Here is a 15,841-nt window from a genome sequence, read left to right on the forward strand (position 1 = left end):
GAGGCGCGCGGTGTTGCGCCTGACCCTTCGCACGACGGTTTTCGACGGCTCGCCCATCAAGGCGCTCACCGACGGGGCCGTGGGTGAGGAACTCCTGGTTGTGGGTTCGCATACCCTGGCCTGGTTTCAGGACTTAGTCGTCAGCATCAACGCCGCACAGATCGCGGCTCACGCCGCCGGACCGGACGCTGTCGTGATTGAGCGGGAGGAACAGTGCGGGACCGGTGTCGTCGTCGGGGTAGACGGTTCCGAGGCATCCCTCGCCGCCGTGCACCTCGCCGCAGAGCAGTCGGATCGCCTGGGTGAGCGCTTGACGTCCCGGTACTGCTGGAGTGCACCGGCGCCCTGGACCGAGGACCGCACCATGATCGACTGGCCGATGGAGCCCGACGAGGCGGCCGGTCTGGTTCCCGCCGAGGCGGTGGCCGGCCTGGCCGAACGCTACCCGGACCTGGAGCTCGACCTGCGGCTCGGGTCGGGGCCGTCGAATCCGCCGAGGCAGGTGCTCACCGCTTCTCCGTTTCTGTAGTGGAGTCCGGTCGGGACTCGGCACGTTCACCGGCCGGGCGGGGGACCACGGCCACCGGGCAGGGCAGATTCAGCAGCACGTCGTGGCTGACCGAACCAAGGAAGAGGCTGCCGACGGCACCTCGGCCGTGCGTGCCGACGACGACGAGGGACGCCGCCCGGGATGCGGCAACGAGGACTGATGCCGCCGTGCCCTGCTTCAGGACCTCGGTGATATGCAGCGACGGATGCGCATCGCGGACCCTCCTCGTGGCCCCCGCCAGGATGCGTGCGTGAGCGTCTCGCATCTCCTCGTAGGGCAGGGTGGCGCCGTACTCGACGGCCACCGTCGCCGGGATCATCCAGGCGTGGACGATCTCGAGAGGGAGTTTGATACGCTCGGCTTCGCGGGCCGCGAAGTCCACGGCGACCAGGGCCGTGACGTCGTCCTCCATGCCCACGACGATGCTGCTGCCACCCCCCTGCCAGTTGACGGGGACGACGACGACAGGGCTCCGGGAGTGGGCTGCGAGCCGGAGGGGGAGGGTGCCGAAGACCGTTCCCGCGAGGACACCCGTCTTCTGCGTGCCGACGACGAGGAGGTCTGCGGTCGCCGACGCCCGGGTCAGCTCCTGCACCGGGACGCCGTGACGGATGTAGCTCGTTTTCCGACAGGACGGAGCTACCTTTTCGACCCGTCGAATGGCTTCCGCGAGCGCGCGCTCGTAGGCAGGCTGACTGGAGTAATCCGATCCCTCGGCGGGGTACCAGCCCAGTTCCACCACCGTGGTGAGTTCGAGTTGTACCGGAGTGCCCTGCATCCGTTCGAGCATCACGACCCGGTCGAGGGCCCACTCGAGGGCCACCTTGCTGGCCGCCCCGCCGTCAATGGCGACGATCACTTTTTCAACCATGGATGTGACTCCTGCTCTGGGGTGGAATCGCACCGGACAGTCCGATCCTCGTCAGGGTCGCAGCGTCGGCAGTGCCGGGACAGGGCCGAAGGTCCCGTGCGGGTAGTATCCCCGCTACCAGATGAGAGGCGGTCCCCGGCCATGCCCCACGAACGTATCCCGCTCACCCCGACCGAACACCCCGAGGCCTCCCCGGAGACGGTGCGCAGTGCCCTGGCCGACCTGCCCAGGCACGGACGACCGCGGTGGGCGGCCGCATCCGCCGACTTCATCGACGCTCTGCGGAGCGTGCGGGCCGGTGACCCGCTGGTACTGCTGGCAGAGGCCGTTGCGATGGCGGCGGACGCAGAACTGGGCTGTGTCGTCGGGCCGCCCGGTGAGGTTGCGGGCGGCGACGCGGGCGCCGAAGAGTCGTTCGTCGTCCACGCGGCGCACGACGGATGCGCCCGGCGGCTGGTCGGCCTGGCCTTCCGTGCGACGGGGAGCGTGTGCGGCCGGGCGGTCGCCTCCGGCCGGCCTGCCCTCGTCGGCGGGGGAGACCGACCGGCTGCGGGCCCCGAGTCGCTCCTGATGCCTGGGCGAACCCTGGTCGTCCCGGTGGCGGGAACCGGACAATCCGGCCGGCCCGTATTGGTCCTCACTGCCTCCCGGCCCGCCGAGGGACCTCCCTTCACGGCCGCGGACCTCGAGGCGGCCCAGGATTTCGCCTGGCTGGCGCGCGCGGGCCTGGACCTCGAGCGGAGCAGCCGGGACCGGGTGCGGCTGGCGGTGCTCACCGATCGTGGCCGGATCGCGCGTGAACTGCACGACCGGGTGATCCAGCGGATCTTCGCCGCCGGGCTCACCATGCAGGCACTCGGCGGGATGACCACAGACCCCGTGCTCGGGCGGCGCCTGGTCGACGAGGTGGGAGCCCTCGACGCGGTCATCGCGGATCTGCGCACCGCGATCTTCGCGTTGACGCAGTCGCACCCTGACCGGCCCGGCGTCTGTCGCCGCCTACTCGACCTGCTCGACGAGCTCGGCCCTCTCTTCCCGCACCCGCCGCGGGTGGTCTTCTCCGGTGCGATCGATCTGCTCGTGAGCGCCGCACTGGCCGACGATGTCGTGGCCGTCGTAAGGGAGGGGCTGACCAACGTCGTCCGGCACGCGCGCCCCCGGGACACGGAGGTGAGGGTGGCCGTCCTTGCGGACGCGCTCACGATCGAGATCAGCGACGACGGCGTCGGCCTGTCCGGTTCCGGGCGGCGCAGCGGAATCGCCAACCTCTCGGCCCGGTCACAGCGCTGGCAGGGGATGCTGTCGCTCACCGACCGGGAGCACCGCGGCACACTGCTGCACTGGACGGCGTGCCTGACCGACGCCCCCGAGGGGGCGCACCGATGACGCGCGTTTTCGTCGTCGACGACCACGAGGTCGTCCGCCTCGGACTGGCCGGCCTGATCAACGCCGAAGTGGACCTCGAGGTGGTGGGAGAGGCAGCGACGAGGCGTCAGGCCGTGGACAGGGTCGCCGCCACCCGGCCGGACGTCGTGGTCCTGGATGTACGGCTGCCCGATGGGAGCGGCATCGACGCCTGCCGGGACATCCGCTCGAGGGATCCCGACATCCGGTGCCTCATGCTCTCGGCGTACGACGACGACGCCGCCGTCCGCGCCGCCGTCCTGGCCGGCGCGTCCGGGTATGTGCTGAAGAACCTGCGCGGTGACCGCTTGGTCGATGGAATCCGGCGGGTGGCACGCGGAGATTCACTGCTCACCCCGCTGCGGGCCGGCCGGCTGACAACCGCAGTCGGGCTGGACCGTGGCGACCCTGCCGCCCGGGCTCTGACGACGAGGGAACGCCAAGTCCTCGATCTGATCTCCCGGGGGCTCACCAACCGGCAGATCGGCGAGCACCTCGACCTGGCGGAGAAGACGGTGAAGAACTACGTGTCGGGGGTGCTCGGCAAGCTCGGCATGGAGCGCCGAACCCAGGCTGCCGTCTTCGGGGCGGAGCTGCACCGCCGGGAGGGGGAGTCCGCCATTCGAAGTCCTCCGGGCTCAGCCGGTACGCTGGCCGGATGAATCCGCATCGCATCAACAAGGTCGTGCCCGAATCCGGCCAGGAATCGGTCTGGGACTACCCGCGCCCGCCGCGCGTGGAAAAGAGTGCCGACCGGGTCGTCGTCACCCTCGGCGGTCTGGTCATCGTCGACACCGACGACGCCATCCGGGTGCTCGAGACCAGCCATCCGCCGGTCTACTATCTGCCGCGCTCCGCGTTCCGGGAGGGGAGCCTCGAACCGGCCGCCGGACGCTCCTCCTGCGAGTACAAGGGTGAGGCGTCGTATCTGAGCGTGGTCGCCCCGGGGCGCCGGGCTCAGTCGGCCGGGTGGTACTACCCGTCGCCGGCCCGCGGCTTCGAGGAGCTCCGCGATCGCGTCGCGCTGTACCCCGGACGGATGGACCTCGTCACCGTGAACGGGGAAACGGTTCTGCCGCAGCCGGGCGACTTCTACGGCGGTTGGATCACCTCCCGGGTGGTCGGACCGTTCAAGGGGGCTCCCGGCAGTCTCGGCTGGTGACGGCGCTGCCGCGGGCCGCCGCGCACCGGACGGGGATGGTCCCCATCCTTCTCGCCGCTCTGCTCTGGGGCACGACGGGCACGGCGGCGCACTTCCTGCCCGGCAACGTCAGCCCGCTGGCGACCGGAGCCGCCACGATGGCCGTCGGCGGAGCGCTGCTTTTCACCGTCTCCGCCCGGAGCGCCCGGGCAACCCTCCGGGACCGCTCCGTTCGCCGCTGGTTGCTGGCCGGGGTTGCCGGCATCGTCGTCTATCCGCTTGCGTTCTACAGCGCCATGAACCTGGCCGGCGTGGCCGTCGGCACGGTCGTGTCGCTCGGGTCCGCGCCGGTCTTCGCCGCGGGGATCGAGTTCCTGGCGGAGCGTCGGGCGATCACGCGGCTCTGGGCTCTGTGCACCCTGGTCGCTCTGGTCGGTACGGGTCTGATGGTCGCCGGCCAGCAGTCCGACCCGGCCGCCGGGCCCGCTCCACTAGGCGTTCTGCTCGGGCTGTCGGCCGGACTCAGCTACGCGCTCTACACCCACGCGTCCCACCGGGTGATCGCGGCCGGGCACGCTCCACGGGCCACGATGGGGGCACTTTTCGGCCTCGGCGCGCTGTGCCTGGTCCCGGTGCTCGGGGCCACGGGGGCGCCGCTGCTCCAGAGCGGCGGCAGCCTGGGCATCACCGCTTATCTCGCCCTCGGACCCATGTTCGTCGCCTATCTGCTTTTCGGCCGTGGCCTGCGCACGGTTCGCGGCAGCACGGCGACCAGCATCACCCTGGTCGAACCGCTCGTTGCGACTCTGCTGGCGGTCCTGATCGTCGGCGAGCGGCTGCCCCCGTCGGGCTGGGCCGGGCTCGGACTGGTTCTGGTGGCGGTGACGGCGCTGGTGAGCATTCCCGGGGCACGGGCGAAGCTGCATCGCTAGAGCGGCCCGCGCCCGAGCCGCTTCGTCACCGGTAGGCTGGCGAGGTGTCAGTCTCGCTCGCCGATGTAACTCGGATCATCCATGGATTGTGGCCGTTGTCCGGTGCCGAAGCCTGGGACGCCCCCGGACTGGTCTGCGGCAACCCCGGCCGACCGGTCGAATCCATCCACCTCGCCGTGGACGCGGTTTCCGCGACCGTGGACGAGGCGATCGGACACGGCGCAGACCTGCTCCTAGTCCACCATCCGTTGCTCCTGCGCGGCGTCACGTCGGTCGCCGAAGACCGTTACAAGGGTGCCCTGCTCGGTCGTCTGATCCGAGCTGACTGTGCTCTCATCGCGGCGCACACCAACGCGGATGTCGTCGTGGACGGCATCTCAGACATCCTCGCCACCCGCCTCGGCCTCGTCGACGCGGCCCCCATCACGGCGGGCTCCGTGCCGGGAACAGGGATCGGCCGGGTCGGGCGGCTGGCTCACCCGAGCACCCTGGGGCAATTGGCCCACCGTCTCGCCGAACTCTTGCCGGCAACGGCCGTCGGCGTGCGGGTGTCGGGGGAGTACGGCGCTGTCGTCGAGACTGTCTCACTCTGCGGCGGCGCCGGCGATTCTCTCCTCGGACACCCCGCCGTCCTGGACTCCGATGTGTACATCACCTCCGATCTGCGCCACCACCCGGCGTCGGAGGCCCGTGAGCAGGCCGGGCTGACGGGCGGCGCACCTGCCCTGATAGACGTGTCGCACTGGGCCAGCGAATGGCTCTGGATCGAGCCGGCCGCCGACCAGTTACGCGCGCTCCTGCCCGGTGTGCGCATCACCAGCAGTTCCCTGCGCACGGATCCCTGGGACTTCGCGATCGTGCAGTAACCTGCCGAAGGACGCGGACCCACCTCCAACGCTCGCTCATTTTCACTACTCGCAAAGGTCAGGACATCGTGAAGGCATCTCCAGTAGAACAGAAGGAGCTTCTCCGGCTTCAGGCCCTCGACATCAGGCTGCAGCAGGTCGAGCACCAGACGAAGGCTCTTCCGCAGCACACCGAGCTCCGGGAACTCACCACGATGTTCGACGGCACCCGGATGGCCCTGAGCACCCGTTCCGGGGAACGCGATGACGTGCGTACCGAGCTGGCACGGATCGAATCCGACGTCGACGTGGTCGAGAAGCGCATCGCGCGGGACACCGACCGGGTGCAGCACACCTCCTCGGTGAAAGACGTGCAGGCCCTGGAGACGGAGCTCGCGGCGCTGCGCAAGCGCCTCCTAGCACTCGAAGAGATCGAGATTGCGGTCATGGAGCGGCTCGAGGAGAGCGACGCTGCCGTCGCCGCGGTGGAGGCGGAGCGGGATGGGATCGCGGTCCGGATCCATGAGGCCGAGCAGTCCCGCGACGAGAGCTTGGCCGATCTGAACCGGCAGCTCGGCGAACTCCGCCGGGACCGGGCCGCCGTCGCCGGCAGTGTCACCGAGGAACTCTCCGCCCTCTATGAGAAGCGTTTCGTGACGGGCCGGGGCAACGCCGCAGCCCTGTTGCGCGCGCGCACCTGCAGCGGCTGCACCATGACGCTCACTGGCAGCGATCTCGACGCCGTGCGTTCCTCGCCAGCCGACGAGGTCCTGTTCTGCCCTGACTGCGGGGCGATCCTGGTTCGCACGGAGGAGTCCGGGATCTAGGTGGAGCCCGCCCCGTCCCGCTGCCTGTATTCTGGTCAGTGGAATGGGTCGGCAAGACGGTCGCGTCATTCGTTGTCCTTCGGGTCGGCGGATGCCGAGGAACGTCCGGGCTCCGCAGAGCAGGATGGTGGGTAACACCCACCCGGGGTAACCCGCGAGACAGTGCCACAGAAAGTAGACCGCCTCCGGTTTCGGCCGGCGGTAAGGGTGAAACGGTGGTGTAAGAGACCACCAGCGGCCAGGGCGACCTGGTCGGCTAGGTAAACCTCGTCCGGAGCAAGGTCAGACAGGAAACGTCAAGGCGGCTCGCCGAGTTTCCGGGTAGACCGCTAGAGGGCTGCGGCAACGTAGTCCCGAGATAGATGGCCGTCCAGGGTGCTTCGGCACCGGGACAGAACCCGGCGTAATAGCCGGCCCATTCCACCTTCCGTCTCAGCGGCCGGCGCCGGGGCGCACGGGCGCCCCGGGCAGGTCAGACCTGATGCTTGACGGCGAGAGCGGCGGCCCCGAGGATTCCCGCATTGTTGCGGTGCACGGCCGGGATGATGGCTGTCTTCAGCCGCAGCAGGGGCAAGAATTCCTGGTGGTGCTTGGACACTCCGCCGCCGACGATGAAAAGGTCCGGCGAGAACAGGGCCTCCACGGTCGAGTAGTACCTCTGCAGACGACCGGCCCATTTCTCCCAGCTCAGGTTCTCCCGCTCCTTGGCTGAGTATGCGGCCTTGGTCTCGTAGTCGACGCCGTCGATCTGCAGGTGCCCCAGTTCGGTGTTCGGGACCAGCACTCCGTCATTGAGCAGCGCGGTCCCGATGCCGGTGCCGAGGGTGGTCATGATGACCACTCCGCTCACCCCCTTCGCCGCGCCGAACTGCGACTCCGCGTAGCCGGCGGCATCCGCGTCGTTCACGAAGTGAATGGGCTGGCCGAGGCCCTTCTCGAAGAGCTTCTCGGCAGCGAGGCCGATCCACTTGTCCGAGACGTTTGCGGCCGACATGGTGTGGCCGTTCTTCACGACGGCAGGGAAGCAGATGCCCACCGGCAGCGCACCGGCTCCGTCCACAGCGGACACCGTCTCCAGAAGGGTCCTGGTCGTTTCAATAATGTCGGCCGGGCGGCCGCCCTTGGGCGTGGGCAGCTTCACGCGATCCGACAGGAGCTTGCCGGTCGACAGGTCGACCACCGCTCCCTTGATCCCGGTGCCGCCAATGTCAATGCCGATGGCCATGGTTGAACTCATAGTCAAAACCTACCGGTAGTCAGGAGAGGGTGAGGATCTCGGCGCCCCGCTCGGTCACCACGAGGGTGTGTTCGAACTGGGCCGTGATGCTTTTGTCCCTGGTCGTCACCGTCCAGTCATCCGCCCACATATCCCAGTCGGTTCCGCCCAGGGTGAGCATCGGTTCGATCGTGAAGACCATGCCCACCTCCATCACGGTGTCGTAGACGGGCGCCGAGTCGTAGTGCGGGATGATCAGGCCGGAGTGGAAGGCGTCACCGACGCCGTGGCCGGTGAAGTCGCGCACGACCCCGTAGCCGAACCTCTTGGCGTAGGACTCGATGGTGCGGCCGATCACGTTCACCTGGCGCCCGGGAGCAACGGCCTTGATGCCGCGGGCGAGCGCCTCCCGGGTGCGTTCGACGAGGAGCCTGACCTCGTCCCGGGCTTCACCGACGATGAAGGTGGCGTTCGTGTCGCCGTGCACCCCGTTCTTGTAGGCGGTGATGTCGATGTTGACGATGTCGCCGTTTTCAAGCACGGTATCGTCGGGGATGCCGTGGCAGATGACCTCATTCACGGAACTGCACAACGATTTGGGGAACCCGCGGTAGCCGAGAGTCGACGGGTAGGCGTCACGCTCGAGCATGAACTCGTGGCCGATCCGGTCGAGTTCCTCTGTCGTCACACCGGGACGGATGGCCTGGGCGACCGCGTCGATGGCCCCCGCGGCGATCCGGCCGGATTGGCGGATCAGCTCGATGCGGTCGGGGGAGTAGACATCCGATCCCGTGAAGGGCGAGGGCATCTCCTTCCCGACGTACTCCGGGCGCACGATGTGGCGGGGAACGGAGCGGAGCGGAGAAACCGCTCCCGGAAGGAGGTGACCGACGGAATCCTTAGGCATAGGATCAACCATATGTCCGAAGACACCGATCACCAGTTCTGGTACAACATGCGCACGGGCGCGGTCGAGCAGGGGATGCAGTCTCCCTCCACGGACCGCGTCGGGCCCTTCGCCACCCGGGACGAGGCCCTCCACGCGCTTGAGAAGCTGCGCGCGAACAGCGCCAAATGGGCCGCCGACGAGGCGGAGAACGACCGCTAGTCTCGCGAGCCGCGGGGTTTACTCGTAGCTGTGCTCCGGCCCGGGGTAGGCGCCGGAGTCGACGTCGTCCTTGAATCGGTGCACGGCATCCGTCAGAACCCCCCGCAGATTGGCGTACTGGCGGACGAACCGGGGCACCCGTCCCTCGGTCATGCCGGCGAAGTCCGTCCAGACCAGCAGCTGCCCGTCGACGTCGGGACCCGCACCCACGCCGATCGTGGGGATCTCCAGCCGAGCGGTGACCAGGGCCGCCACCGTGGCGGGAACCATCTCAAGCACGACCGCGAAGGCGCCGGCGTCCTGCACCGCGAGGGCGTCGTCGATCAACTGATCAGCGGCAGCGCCACGGCCCTGGATCATGTGTCCGCCCAGGCCGTGCTCGCTCTGCGGAGTGAAGCCGATGTGAGCCATCACGGGGATCCCCGACGACACGATGCGTCTGATCTGCTTGTGGCTGCGCACCCCGCCCTCGAGCTTGACCGCGTGGGCCTGCGCTTCCTTCATGAAGCGTACGGCGGTGTGCAGGGCCTCGCTCTGACCAGTCTCGTATGAACCGAACGGCATGTCCGCGACGACGAGGGCGCGGGTGACGGCGCGCGCGACGGCCCGAGTGAGCGGGATGAGTTCATCGACCGTCACGGGGAGCGTGGTCTCGTAGCCGAACACATTGTTCCCGGCCGAATCGCCCACGAGCAGGAAATCGATGCCCGCCTGGTCGAAGATCTGCGCCGTGAGCATGTCATAGCTGGTGAGCCCCGTGATCGGGATGCCCTGCTGCTTGGCGTTGTGGAAATGGCGCGTGCGCACCCGTTTGGGTCCGGACTGCGCGGAAACGTATGGATTGCGCTCACTGACGGGCTGGGGGGCATCCGGAACGGTCGACTCTGGCATGCCTCAAGTGTAGCCAAGCGGCGTTCACGCCGATCGGCGGCCTGTTTCGCCTGAGAGCCGACGCCAGACAGTAGCCTAGGGAGCGACAAGAAAGGGCGTGAATGGACAAGCAGCGCGACTTCGTTCTCCGGACCATCGAGGAGCGGGGAATCAAGTTCATCCGACTCTGGTTCACGGATGTCGTCGGCACCCTCAAATCGGTGGCCATCGCGCCCGCGGAGGTGGAGGGCGCATTCGCCGAGGGTCTCGGTTTCGACGGTTCGGCGATCGAGGGTCTCACCCGCTCGTTCGAGGCGGATGTGCTCGCGCACCCGGACCCGACCACGTTCCAGATCCTGCCCTGGCGCGGTGAGATCGACCCGACCGCCCGCATGTTCTGCGACATCATGACGCCCGACGGGCAGCCGGCCGTCGCCGATCCACGGAATGTGCTCAAGCGCACCCTGGCCAAGGCGGCCGATCGCGGCTTCACGTTCTACACCCACCCCGAGATCGAGTTCTATCTACTCAAGTCGTCCAAGTACGGCAAGAACGGTCCCGTGCCGGTCGACCATGCCGGCTACTTCGACAATGTTCCCGGCGGCACGGCTCATGACTTCCGGCGCCGGTCGGTGCGGATGCTTGAAGACCTCGGCATCTCGGTGGAATTCAGCCACCACGAAGCCGGTCCCGGGCAGAACGAGATCGACCTGCGCTACGCGGACGCTTTGACCACGGCGGACAACATCATGACCTTCCGCACCGTCATCAAGGAGGTCGCCATCGAGCAGGGCGTCTACGCAACGTTCATGCCGAAGCCGATGTCGGAGCACCCCGGGTCAGGAATGCACACGCACCTGTCCCTGTTCGAGGGTGACACCAACGCGTTCTACGAGGCGGGCGCCCAGTACCAGCTCTCCAAGACGGGCCGCCAGTTCATCGCCGGGCTGCTCAAGCACGCCCCGGAGATCACCGCTGTCACGAACCAGTTCGTCAACTCCTACAAGCGGCTGTGGGGCGGGGACGAGGCCCCCAGCTTCGTCTGCTGGGGCCACAACAACCGGTCGGCCCTGATCCGAGTGCCGCTCTACAAGCCCAACAAGGGGCAGAGCGCCCGCGTCGAATATCGGGCCATCGACTCGGCCGCAAACCCGTACCTCGCGTACTCGCTCATGCTGGCCGCCGGGCTCAAGGGGATCGAAGAGGGCTACGAGCTTCCCCCCGAGGCCGAAGACAATGTGTGGGGTTTGAGCGACACGGAGCGTCGCGCTCTCGGCTACCGGCAGCTCCCGGCCAGCCTCGACCACGCGATCCAATACATGGAGGAGTCCGAGCTGGTCGCCGAGACGCTGGGCGAGCACGTGTTCAACTACGTGCTGCTCAACAAGCGCCAGGAGTGGAAGGAGTACCGCTCGCAGGTCACTCCCTTCGAGCTCGACAAGAACCTCGAGATGCTCTGACGACCGGGAGACGAGACCCGATGGCACGGGAACAGCTGACTCTGACCGAGCTCGCCCGGGTAGGTTTCGTCGAGCTGCGCGAGGTGCGGATCCGGCTGGACGAGGTCGGTGACCTGGGCGGCCCCGAACCGGCCGCCCTGCTCCCGCTGCTCGGCAAGACGGCCGACCCGGACGCCGCCCTCATGGCGCTCGTGTCCCTGCTGCGGCAGGCGCCGAACGAGGTGCGGGCATTGCTCCTGCACCCCGACCCAACCCAGCGGCTGCTCCGGGTCGTCGGGGCGTCAAGCGGACTGACCGAGTTCTTCCTGCGGCATCCGGAGGAATTGTCGGTTCTTGCCAAACCGCTCCCGGTCCTGCCCGACCTGCCGGAGCTGCGCAAGGACCTGCTCGAGTCGGTCGGTAGCACGGACGGGTTCGCCAGCCTCGTCGACGACGAGGGCTGGGTCGCCCTGCGGGTGCGCTATCGGCGCCGCCTGGCGCAGCTGGCCGCCTACGACCTCGAGCAGGCCGACCCGGTCGCGGGACTGGACGCCGTTGCCCGCACGCTCGCCGACCTGGCCGCGGCGGCCCTGGAGGCGTCCCTGGCCGTTGCTCGAAGCATGTCCACCGGGCTGGTCGCGGGGCGGGGCGTCTTCCCCGAAGGCGAGGTGCGTGCCACCCGGCTCGCCGTGATCGGAATGGGCAAGGCCGGCGCCGGCGAACTCAACTACGTGAGCGACGTCGATGTCATCTTCGTCGCCGAAGGAGACCCGGACGCCGGCCTGGAAGCGCCGCGCGCGGTCGACATCGCCACCCGGCTGGCGATCCTCCTGATGCGCGGCCTGAACCAACCGGCCGTGGAACCCGAGCTCTGGGAAGTGGACCCGAACCTCCGTCCCGAGGGCAAGTCGGGCGCCCTGGTGCGCTCCCTCGAGTCTCACCTGGCCTACTACGAGCGCTGGGCGAAGAGCTGGGAGTTCCAGGCGCTGCTGAAGGCCAGACCCTTGGCCGGTGACCTCGAGCTTGGCGGACGATACGTGGCCGCGGTGTCCCCGAAGGTGTGGACCAGCGCCAGCCGGGAGAACTTCGTCGAATCCGTGCAACGGATGCGAGAGCGCGTCACCAAGAACATTCCGGAGGACGAAGTCGCCGTGCAGCTGAAGCTCGGCCCCGGCGGCCTCCGCGACATCGAGTTCACTGTGCAGCTGCTGCAGCTCGTGCACGGACAGGCGGATCCGGCAGTTCGGCAGGCGGGAACCCTCCCTGCGCTGACTGCGCTGGCGGAGAGCGGCTACGTCGGGCGCGCGGAAGCGGCCGAGTTCGCTCAGGAATACCGCATTCTGAGGCTGATGGAGCACCGCCTGCAGCTGGAGAAGCTCCGCCGCACCCACCTCGTGCCGCGCGACGAGTCGAGCCTGCGCGTCCTTGCCCGGGCGACAGGGCTCGCCCCGAATGCCGCCCAGCTGACCGTGCGCTGGTTGAACACCAAGCACCGGGTGCGTGGCCTGCACGAGCGCCTGTTCTACCGACCTCTCCTGTCCGCGGTGGCCGCACTGCCGGCGGAAGGACTGAATCTCACCAGCGCCCAGGCCGAGGCCCGACTCGCGGCTATCGGATTCCGCAACACGAAGGGCGCTCTCGGCCACATCGCCGCCCTGACCGGCGGAGTGTCCCGGCGGGCCACGATTCAGCGCAATCTGCTGCCCGTGCTGCTGCAGTGGTTCTCCGAGGGAGCCGACCCCGACTACGGGTTGCTCGCGTTCCGGCGTCTGAGTGACAGCCTCGGCACCACCTACTGGTTCCTGCGCATGCTCCGCGATTCGTCCGGTGCCGCCGAACGACTCACCCGGGTACTGTCCTCGTCCAGGTTCGTCGGAGAGCTCCTGGAGACGATCCCCGAATCCGTCGCCTGGTTGGAAGACGAGGACGATCTGCGGCCGCGCAGCGCGGCCACCCTCCGGGAGGAGGCTCGCGCCGTGCTGGCACGGCATGAGAGCCCGGATGCCGCCGCCTCCATCCTGCGCACGGCCCGGCGCCGGGAGATGCTGAGGCTGGCTTTCTCGGCGATTCTGGGGCAGGTCAGCATCGACGAGCTGGCGACGGGACTCACCGACGTCACCGCCACCATCATTGACGGGGTGCTCGCCGCCATCCGTGGCACCACGCTCGACGGCGCCGAGGACGGCCGAACGACCGACGGGATCGAGTTCGCCGTGATCGGCATGGGCCGGTTCGGTGGCGCGGAACTGGGGTTCGGCTCGGATGCCGACGTGATGTACGTCTTCCGCCCCGGCGGACTCACCGGAGAGGCTGCCCACGACCGGGCGAAGTTCATCGTGCGGGAGCTGTCCCGGCTCACCGATGACAACCGATTGCCCCTCGATCTGGACATCGGGCTGCGCCCGGAGGGTAAGAACGGCTCCGTCGCCCGATCCCTCGAGTCGTACGAGGCCTATTACCGGCGCTGGTCGCTCACCTGGGAGGCGCAGGCGCTGTTGCGGGGGAGAGGCGTCGCCGGTGACACCCTGCTCCTGGCCGACTTCGAGGCCGTCGCCGACGCGGTGCGGTATCCGTCCTCCATCAGCGAGCAGGCGATCCGTGAGGTCAAGCGGATCAAGGCCCGGGTCGAGAACGAACGGCTGCCGCAGGGGGCAGATCCGAACCGTCACCTCAAGCTGGGTCGCGGGTCCCTGAGCGATGTGGAGTGGTTCGTTCAGCTGCTGCAGTTGCAGCACGCGGCTGACATTCCCGCGCTGCGCACCTCGTCGACGCTCGGAGCACTCCGCGCCTCCGTCGCCGCAGGGCTGGTGAGCCAGTCGGATGCCGACACGCTCAGCTCGGCCTGGCTCTTCGCGTCTCGCTGCCGGTCCGCGATCACCCTCTGGACCAACAAGACCGCGGATGTCCTCCCGACGGACCGCGTGCAACTCGAGGGTGTCGCCCGGGTGCTGGAGTACCCGCCGGGCTCCGCCAATCAGCTGGAAGAGGAGTACCTGTCGGTGACCCGCCGATCCCGGGCGGTGTTCGAGCGGCTATTCTACGGTCCGGTGGAACGCTCCGGCCCGTTCGGCGGCTAGGCACGGCTCGATCGCGGGCGGGCACGAACACGACAGGACCGCATCCCCATGGGGGCTGCGGTCCTATCGTCGGTGGCCGAGTGGCTGCCGGGGTGCCTGACGGCCTAGACGCCGTAGTAGAGCTCGAACTCGAACGGGTGCGGACGCTGCGCCAACGGCTTGATCTCCATCTCGCGCTTGTAGTCGATCCAGGTTTCGATCAGTTCGGGCGTGAAGACGTTGCCGGCCAGCAGGAAGTCGTGGTCGTTCTCGAGAGCCACGAGGGCCTCGCCGAGCGACGCGGGAACCTGCGGGATGTTCTTGGCTTCTTCGGGCGGCAGCTCGTAGAGGTCCTTGTCGACCGGCTCGTGCGGTTCGATCCGGTTCTTGATCCCGTCCAGGCCGGCCATCAGCTGGGCGGCGAAGGCGAGGTACGGGTTGCCCGAGGCATCCGGGGCTCGGAACTCGATGCGCTTCGCCTTCGGGTTCGTGCCCGTGATCGGGATGCGGATGGATGCCGAACGGTTGCCGGCCGAGTAGACCAGGTTCACGGGAGCCTCGAAGCCGGGCACCAGGCGGTGGTAGGAGTTGACGCTCGGATTCGTGAACGCGAGCACGGCGGGCGCGTGCTTGAGGAGACCGCCGATGTACCAGCGGGCGACGTCGGACAGACCGCCGTAGCCGGCCTCATCGTAGAAGAGGGGCTTCCCGTCGGCCCACAGGGACTGGTGGGTGTGCATGCCGGAACCGTTGTCGCCGAACAGCGGCTTCGGCATGAAGGTGGCGGTCTTTCCCCACTCGGCCGAGGTGTTCTTGACGATGTACTTGAACTTGAGCAGGTCGTCGGCCGCGTGCACCATGGTGTCGAAGCGGTAGTTGATCTCGCCCTGGCCGCCGGTGCCGACCTCGTGGTGGCTGCGCTCCAGGATGAGTCCGGCGTCGATCAGCTTGAGGCAGATGTCATCGCGCAGGTCGGCGTGCTGGTCGACCGGGCTGACGGGGAAGTAGCCGCCCTTGAACGGGGTCTTGTTGGCGAGGTTGCCGCCGACCTCTTCCTTTCCGGAGTTCCAGGCACCCTCGCTGGAGTCGACGGAGTAGAAGCTGGAGTGCTGGTTCACTTCGTAGCGAACATCGTCGAAGATGTAGAACTCGGCTTCGGGAGCGAAGAAGGCGGTGTCTGCGATCCCGGTCGAAGCCAGGTACTTCTCGGCCTTCTTGGCAACCTGGCGCGGGTCCTTGGAGTAGATCTCGCCGTTACGCGGGTTGTAGATGTCGAAGAGCATGATGAGGGTGCGTTCCGTGCGGAACGCGTCGACGTAAGCCGTGGTCACGTCCGGGATCAGCTGCATGTCGGACTCGTGGATCGACGCGAAGCCGCGGATCGACGAACCGTCGAACATCTGCCCGACCGTGAAGAACTCCTCATCGACCGTCGACGCGGGGATGTTGAAGTGCTGCTGCACACCCGGCAAATCGGTGAAACGGATGTCAAGGAACTTGACGTCGGTGTCCTTGATGAACTTGAGCACTTCTGACGAATCGCGGAACATGCGGTGTTTTCTCCAAACGACGTGGGGGTAGA

General features: G+C 68.0%; 15 protein-coding genes and 1 other RNA gene. 11 read left to right on the forward strand and 5 right to left on the reverse strand.

Annotated elements, in window-relative coordinates; translation table 11 throughout:
- The first annotated feature begins 10 nt into the window (after nucleotides 1-10).
- Entirely contained in the window at nucleotides 11-529 is a 519-nt protein-coding gene (locus tag E3T28_RS06835) for an adenine nucleotide alpha hydrolase family protein (protein ID WP_134429176.1), read from the forward strand.
- Here E3T28_RS06835 and E3T28_RS06840 read toward each other — a convergent pair.
- Complete coding sequence (locus E3T28_RS06840) at nucleotides 507-1,421, reverse strand: universal stress protein (protein ID WP_134429178.1); 915 nt, start codon at nucleotides 1,419-1,421, stop codon at nucleotides 507-509. The genes E3T28_RS06835 and E3T28_RS06840 overlap by 23 nt on opposite strands.
- A 141-nt stretch (nucleotides 1,422-1,562) precedes the next feature.
- Here E3T28_RS06840 and E3T28_RS06845 point away from each other — a divergent pair, with 141 nt between their 5' ends.
- The 7 genes from E3T28_RS06845 (at nucleotide 1,563) to rnpB (ending at nucleotide 6,992) form a co-directional block, all read left to right on the forward strand.
- Complete coding sequence (locus E3T28_RS06845) at nucleotides 1,563-2,807, forward strand: sensor histidine kinase (RefSeq protein WP_134429180.1); 1,245 nt, start codon at nucleotides 1,563-1,565, stop codon at nucleotides 2,805-2,807.
- The gene (locus E3T28_RS06850; RefSeq protein ID WP_134429182.1) at nucleotides 2,804-3,487 is read left to right on the forward strand and encodes a response regulator; all 684 of its coding nucleotides are present in this window, start codon (nucleotides 2,804-2,806) and stop codon (nucleotides 3,485-3,487) included. Before E3T28_RS06845 ends, E3T28_RS06850 begins: the two co-directional genes overlap by 4 nt.
- Complete coding sequence (locus tag E3T28_RS06855; protein ID WP_134429184.1) at nucleotides 3,484-3,987, forward strand: DUF427 domain-containing protein; 504 nt, start codon at nucleotides 3,484-3,486, stop codon at nucleotides 3,985-3,987. The genes E3T28_RS06850 and E3T28_RS06855 overlap by 4 nt, the downstream gene beginning before the upstream one ends.
- Nucleotides 3,984-4,898: a DMT family transporter gene (locus E3T28_RS06860; RefSeq protein WP_241979211.1), complete on the forward strand. Its 915-nt coding sequence runs from the start codon at nucleotides 3,984-3,986 to the stop codon at nucleotides 4,896-4,898. The genes E3T28_RS06855 and E3T28_RS06860 overlap by 4 nt, the downstream gene beginning before the upstream one ends.
- Before the next feature lie 44 nt (nucleotides 4,899-4,942).
- Nucleotides 4,943-5,764 (forward strand): Nif3-like dinuclear metal center hexameric protein, encoded by an 822-nt coding sequence (locus E3T28_RS06865; RefSeq protein ID WP_134429186.1) that lies wholly within the window; start codon nucleotides 4,943-4,945, stop codon nucleotides 5,762-5,764.
- Between the two features lie 68 nt (nucleotides 5,765-5,832).
- Nucleotides 5,833-6,570, forward strand: coding sequence for a zinc ribbon domain-containing protein (locus tag E3T28_RS06870; protein WP_134429188.1), 738 nt, complete (start codon nucleotides 5,833-5,835; stop codon nucleotides 6,568-6,570).
- 44 nt (nucleotides 6,571-6,614) lie between these two features.
- Nucleotides 6,615-6,992: RNase P RNA component class A (gene rnpB / locus E3T28_RS06875), an RNA gene on the forward strand.
- 50 nt (nucleotides 6,993-7,042) lie between these two features.
- On the opposite strand, the gene ppgK is transcribed toward rnpB, so the two are convergent.
- Both ppgK and map read right to left on the reverse strand, forming a co-directional pair.
- Nucleotides 7,043-7,807 (reverse strand): polyphosphate--glucose phosphotransferase, encoded by a 765-nt coding sequence (gene ppgK, locus E3T28_RS06880; protein ID WP_134429190.1) that lies wholly within the window; start codon nucleotides 7,805-7,807, stop codon nucleotides 7,043-7,045.
- A gap of 19 nt (nucleotides 7,808-7,826) precedes the next feature.
- Nucleotides 7,827-8,693, reverse strand: coding sequence for a type I methionyl aminopeptidase (gene map, locus E3T28_RS06885; protein WP_134429192.1), 867 nt, complete (start codon nucleotides 8,691-8,693; stop codon nucleotides 7,827-7,829).
- A gap of 12 nt (nucleotides 8,694-8,705) precedes the next feature.
- On the opposite strand from map, the gene E3T28_RS06890 reads away from it, so the two are divergent.
- Complete coding sequence (locus tag E3T28_RS06890; protein ID WP_134429194.1) at nucleotides 8,706-8,894, forward strand: SPOR domain-containing protein; 189 nt, start codon at nucleotides 8,706-8,708, stop codon at nucleotides 8,892-8,894.
- An 18-nt stretch (nucleotides 8,895-8,912) separates the two neighbouring features.
- Here the strand turns inward: E3T28_RS06890 and panB are convergent, their stop codons facing one another.
- On the reverse strand, nucleotides 8,913-9,785 hold the full coding sequence (gene panB, locus E3T28_RS06895; RefSeq protein ID WP_134429196.1) for a 3-methyl-2-oxobutanoate hydroxymethyltransferase: 873 nt from the start codon (nucleotides 9,783-9,785) through the stop codon (nucleotides 8,913-8,915).
- Nucleotides 9,786-9,886: 101 nt separating this feature from the next.
- Here panB and E3T28_RS06900 point away from each other — a divergent pair, with 101 nt between their 5' ends.
- Both E3T28_RS06900 and E3T28_RS06905 read left to right on the forward strand, forming a co-directional pair.
- Nucleotides 9,887-11,224 (forward strand): glutamine synthetase family protein, encoded by a 1,338-nt coding sequence (locus tag E3T28_RS06900; RefSeq protein WP_134363788.1) that lies wholly within the window; start codon nucleotides 9,887-9,889, stop codon nucleotides 11,222-11,224.
- Between the two features lie 20 nt (nucleotides 11,225-11,244).
- Nucleotides 11,245-14,280, forward strand: coding sequence for a bifunctional [glutamine synthetase] adenylyltransferase/[glutamine synthetase]-adenylyl-L-tyrosine phosphorylase (locus E3T28_RS06905; protein WP_134429198.1), 3,036 nt, complete (start codon nucleotides 11,245-11,247; stop codon nucleotides 14,278-14,280).
- A 104-nt stretch (nucleotides 14,281-14,384) separates the two neighbouring features.
- Here the strand turns inward: E3T28_RS06905 and glnA are convergent, their stop codons facing one another.
- Nucleotides 14,385-15,809 carry a type I glutamate--ammonia ligase gene (gene glnA, locus E3T28_RS06910; RefSeq protein WP_134429200.1) on the reverse strand — a complete coding sequence of 475 codons (1,425 nt, stop codon included), beginning with the start codon at nucleotides 15,807-15,809 and terminating at the stop codon, nucleotides 14,385-14,387.
- Nucleotides 15,810-15,841 lie beyond the last annotated feature (32 nt).

Origin of the sequence: Cryobacterium sinapicolor (assembly GCF_004403465.1) — a bacterium.
Classification (GTDB): Bacteria; Actinomycetota; Actinomycetes; order Actinomycetales; family Microbacteriaceae; genus Cryobacterium; species Cryobacterium sinapicolor.

Bases quoted from the DNA above. Each gene is read 5' to 3' on its own strand.
- panB (WP_134429196.1), bottom strand. From the start codon at position 9,785: ATGCCAGAGTCGACCGTTCCGGATGCCCCCCAGCCCGTCAGTGAGCGC.
- E3T28_RS06900 (WP_134363788.1), top strand. From the start codon at position 9,887: ATGGACAAGCAGCGCGACTTCGTTCTCCGGACCATCGAGGAGCGGGGA.
- E3T28_RS06850 (WP_134429182.1), top strand. From the start codon at position 2,804: ATGACGCGCGTTTTCGTCGTCGACGACCACGAGGTCGTCCGCCTCGGA.
- E3T28_RS06855 (WP_134429184.1), top strand. From the start codon at position 3,484: ATGAATCCGCATCGCATCAACAAGGTCGTGCCCGAATCCGGCCAGGAA.
- glnA (WP_134429200.1), bottom strand. From the start codon at position 15,809: ATGTTCCGCGATTCGTCAGAAGTGCTCAAGTTCATCAAGGACACCGAC.
- ppgK (WP_134429190.1), bottom strand. From the start codon at position 7,807: ATGAGTTCAACCATGGCCATCGGCATTGACATTGGCGGCACCGGGATC.
- E3T28_RS06840 (WP_134429178.1), bottom strand. From the start codon at position 1,421: ATGGTTGAAAAAGTGATCGTCGCCATTGACGGCGGGGCGGCCAGCAAG.
- E3T28_RS06845 (WP_134429180.1), top strand. From the start codon at position 1,563: ATGCCCCACGAACGTATCCCGCTCACCCCGACCGAACACCCCGAGGCC.
- E3T28_RS06905 (WP_134429198.1), top strand. From the start codon at position 11,245: ATGGCACGGGAACAGCTGACTCTGACCGAGCTCGCCCGGGTAGGTTTC.
- E3T28_RS06890 (WP_134429194.1), top strand. From the start codon at position 8,706: ATGTCCGAAGACACCGATCACCAGTTCTGGTACAACATGCGCACGGGC.
- map (WP_134429192.1), bottom strand. From the start codon at position 8,693: ATGCCTAAGGATTCCGTCGGTCACCTCCTTCCGGGAGCGGTTTCTCCG.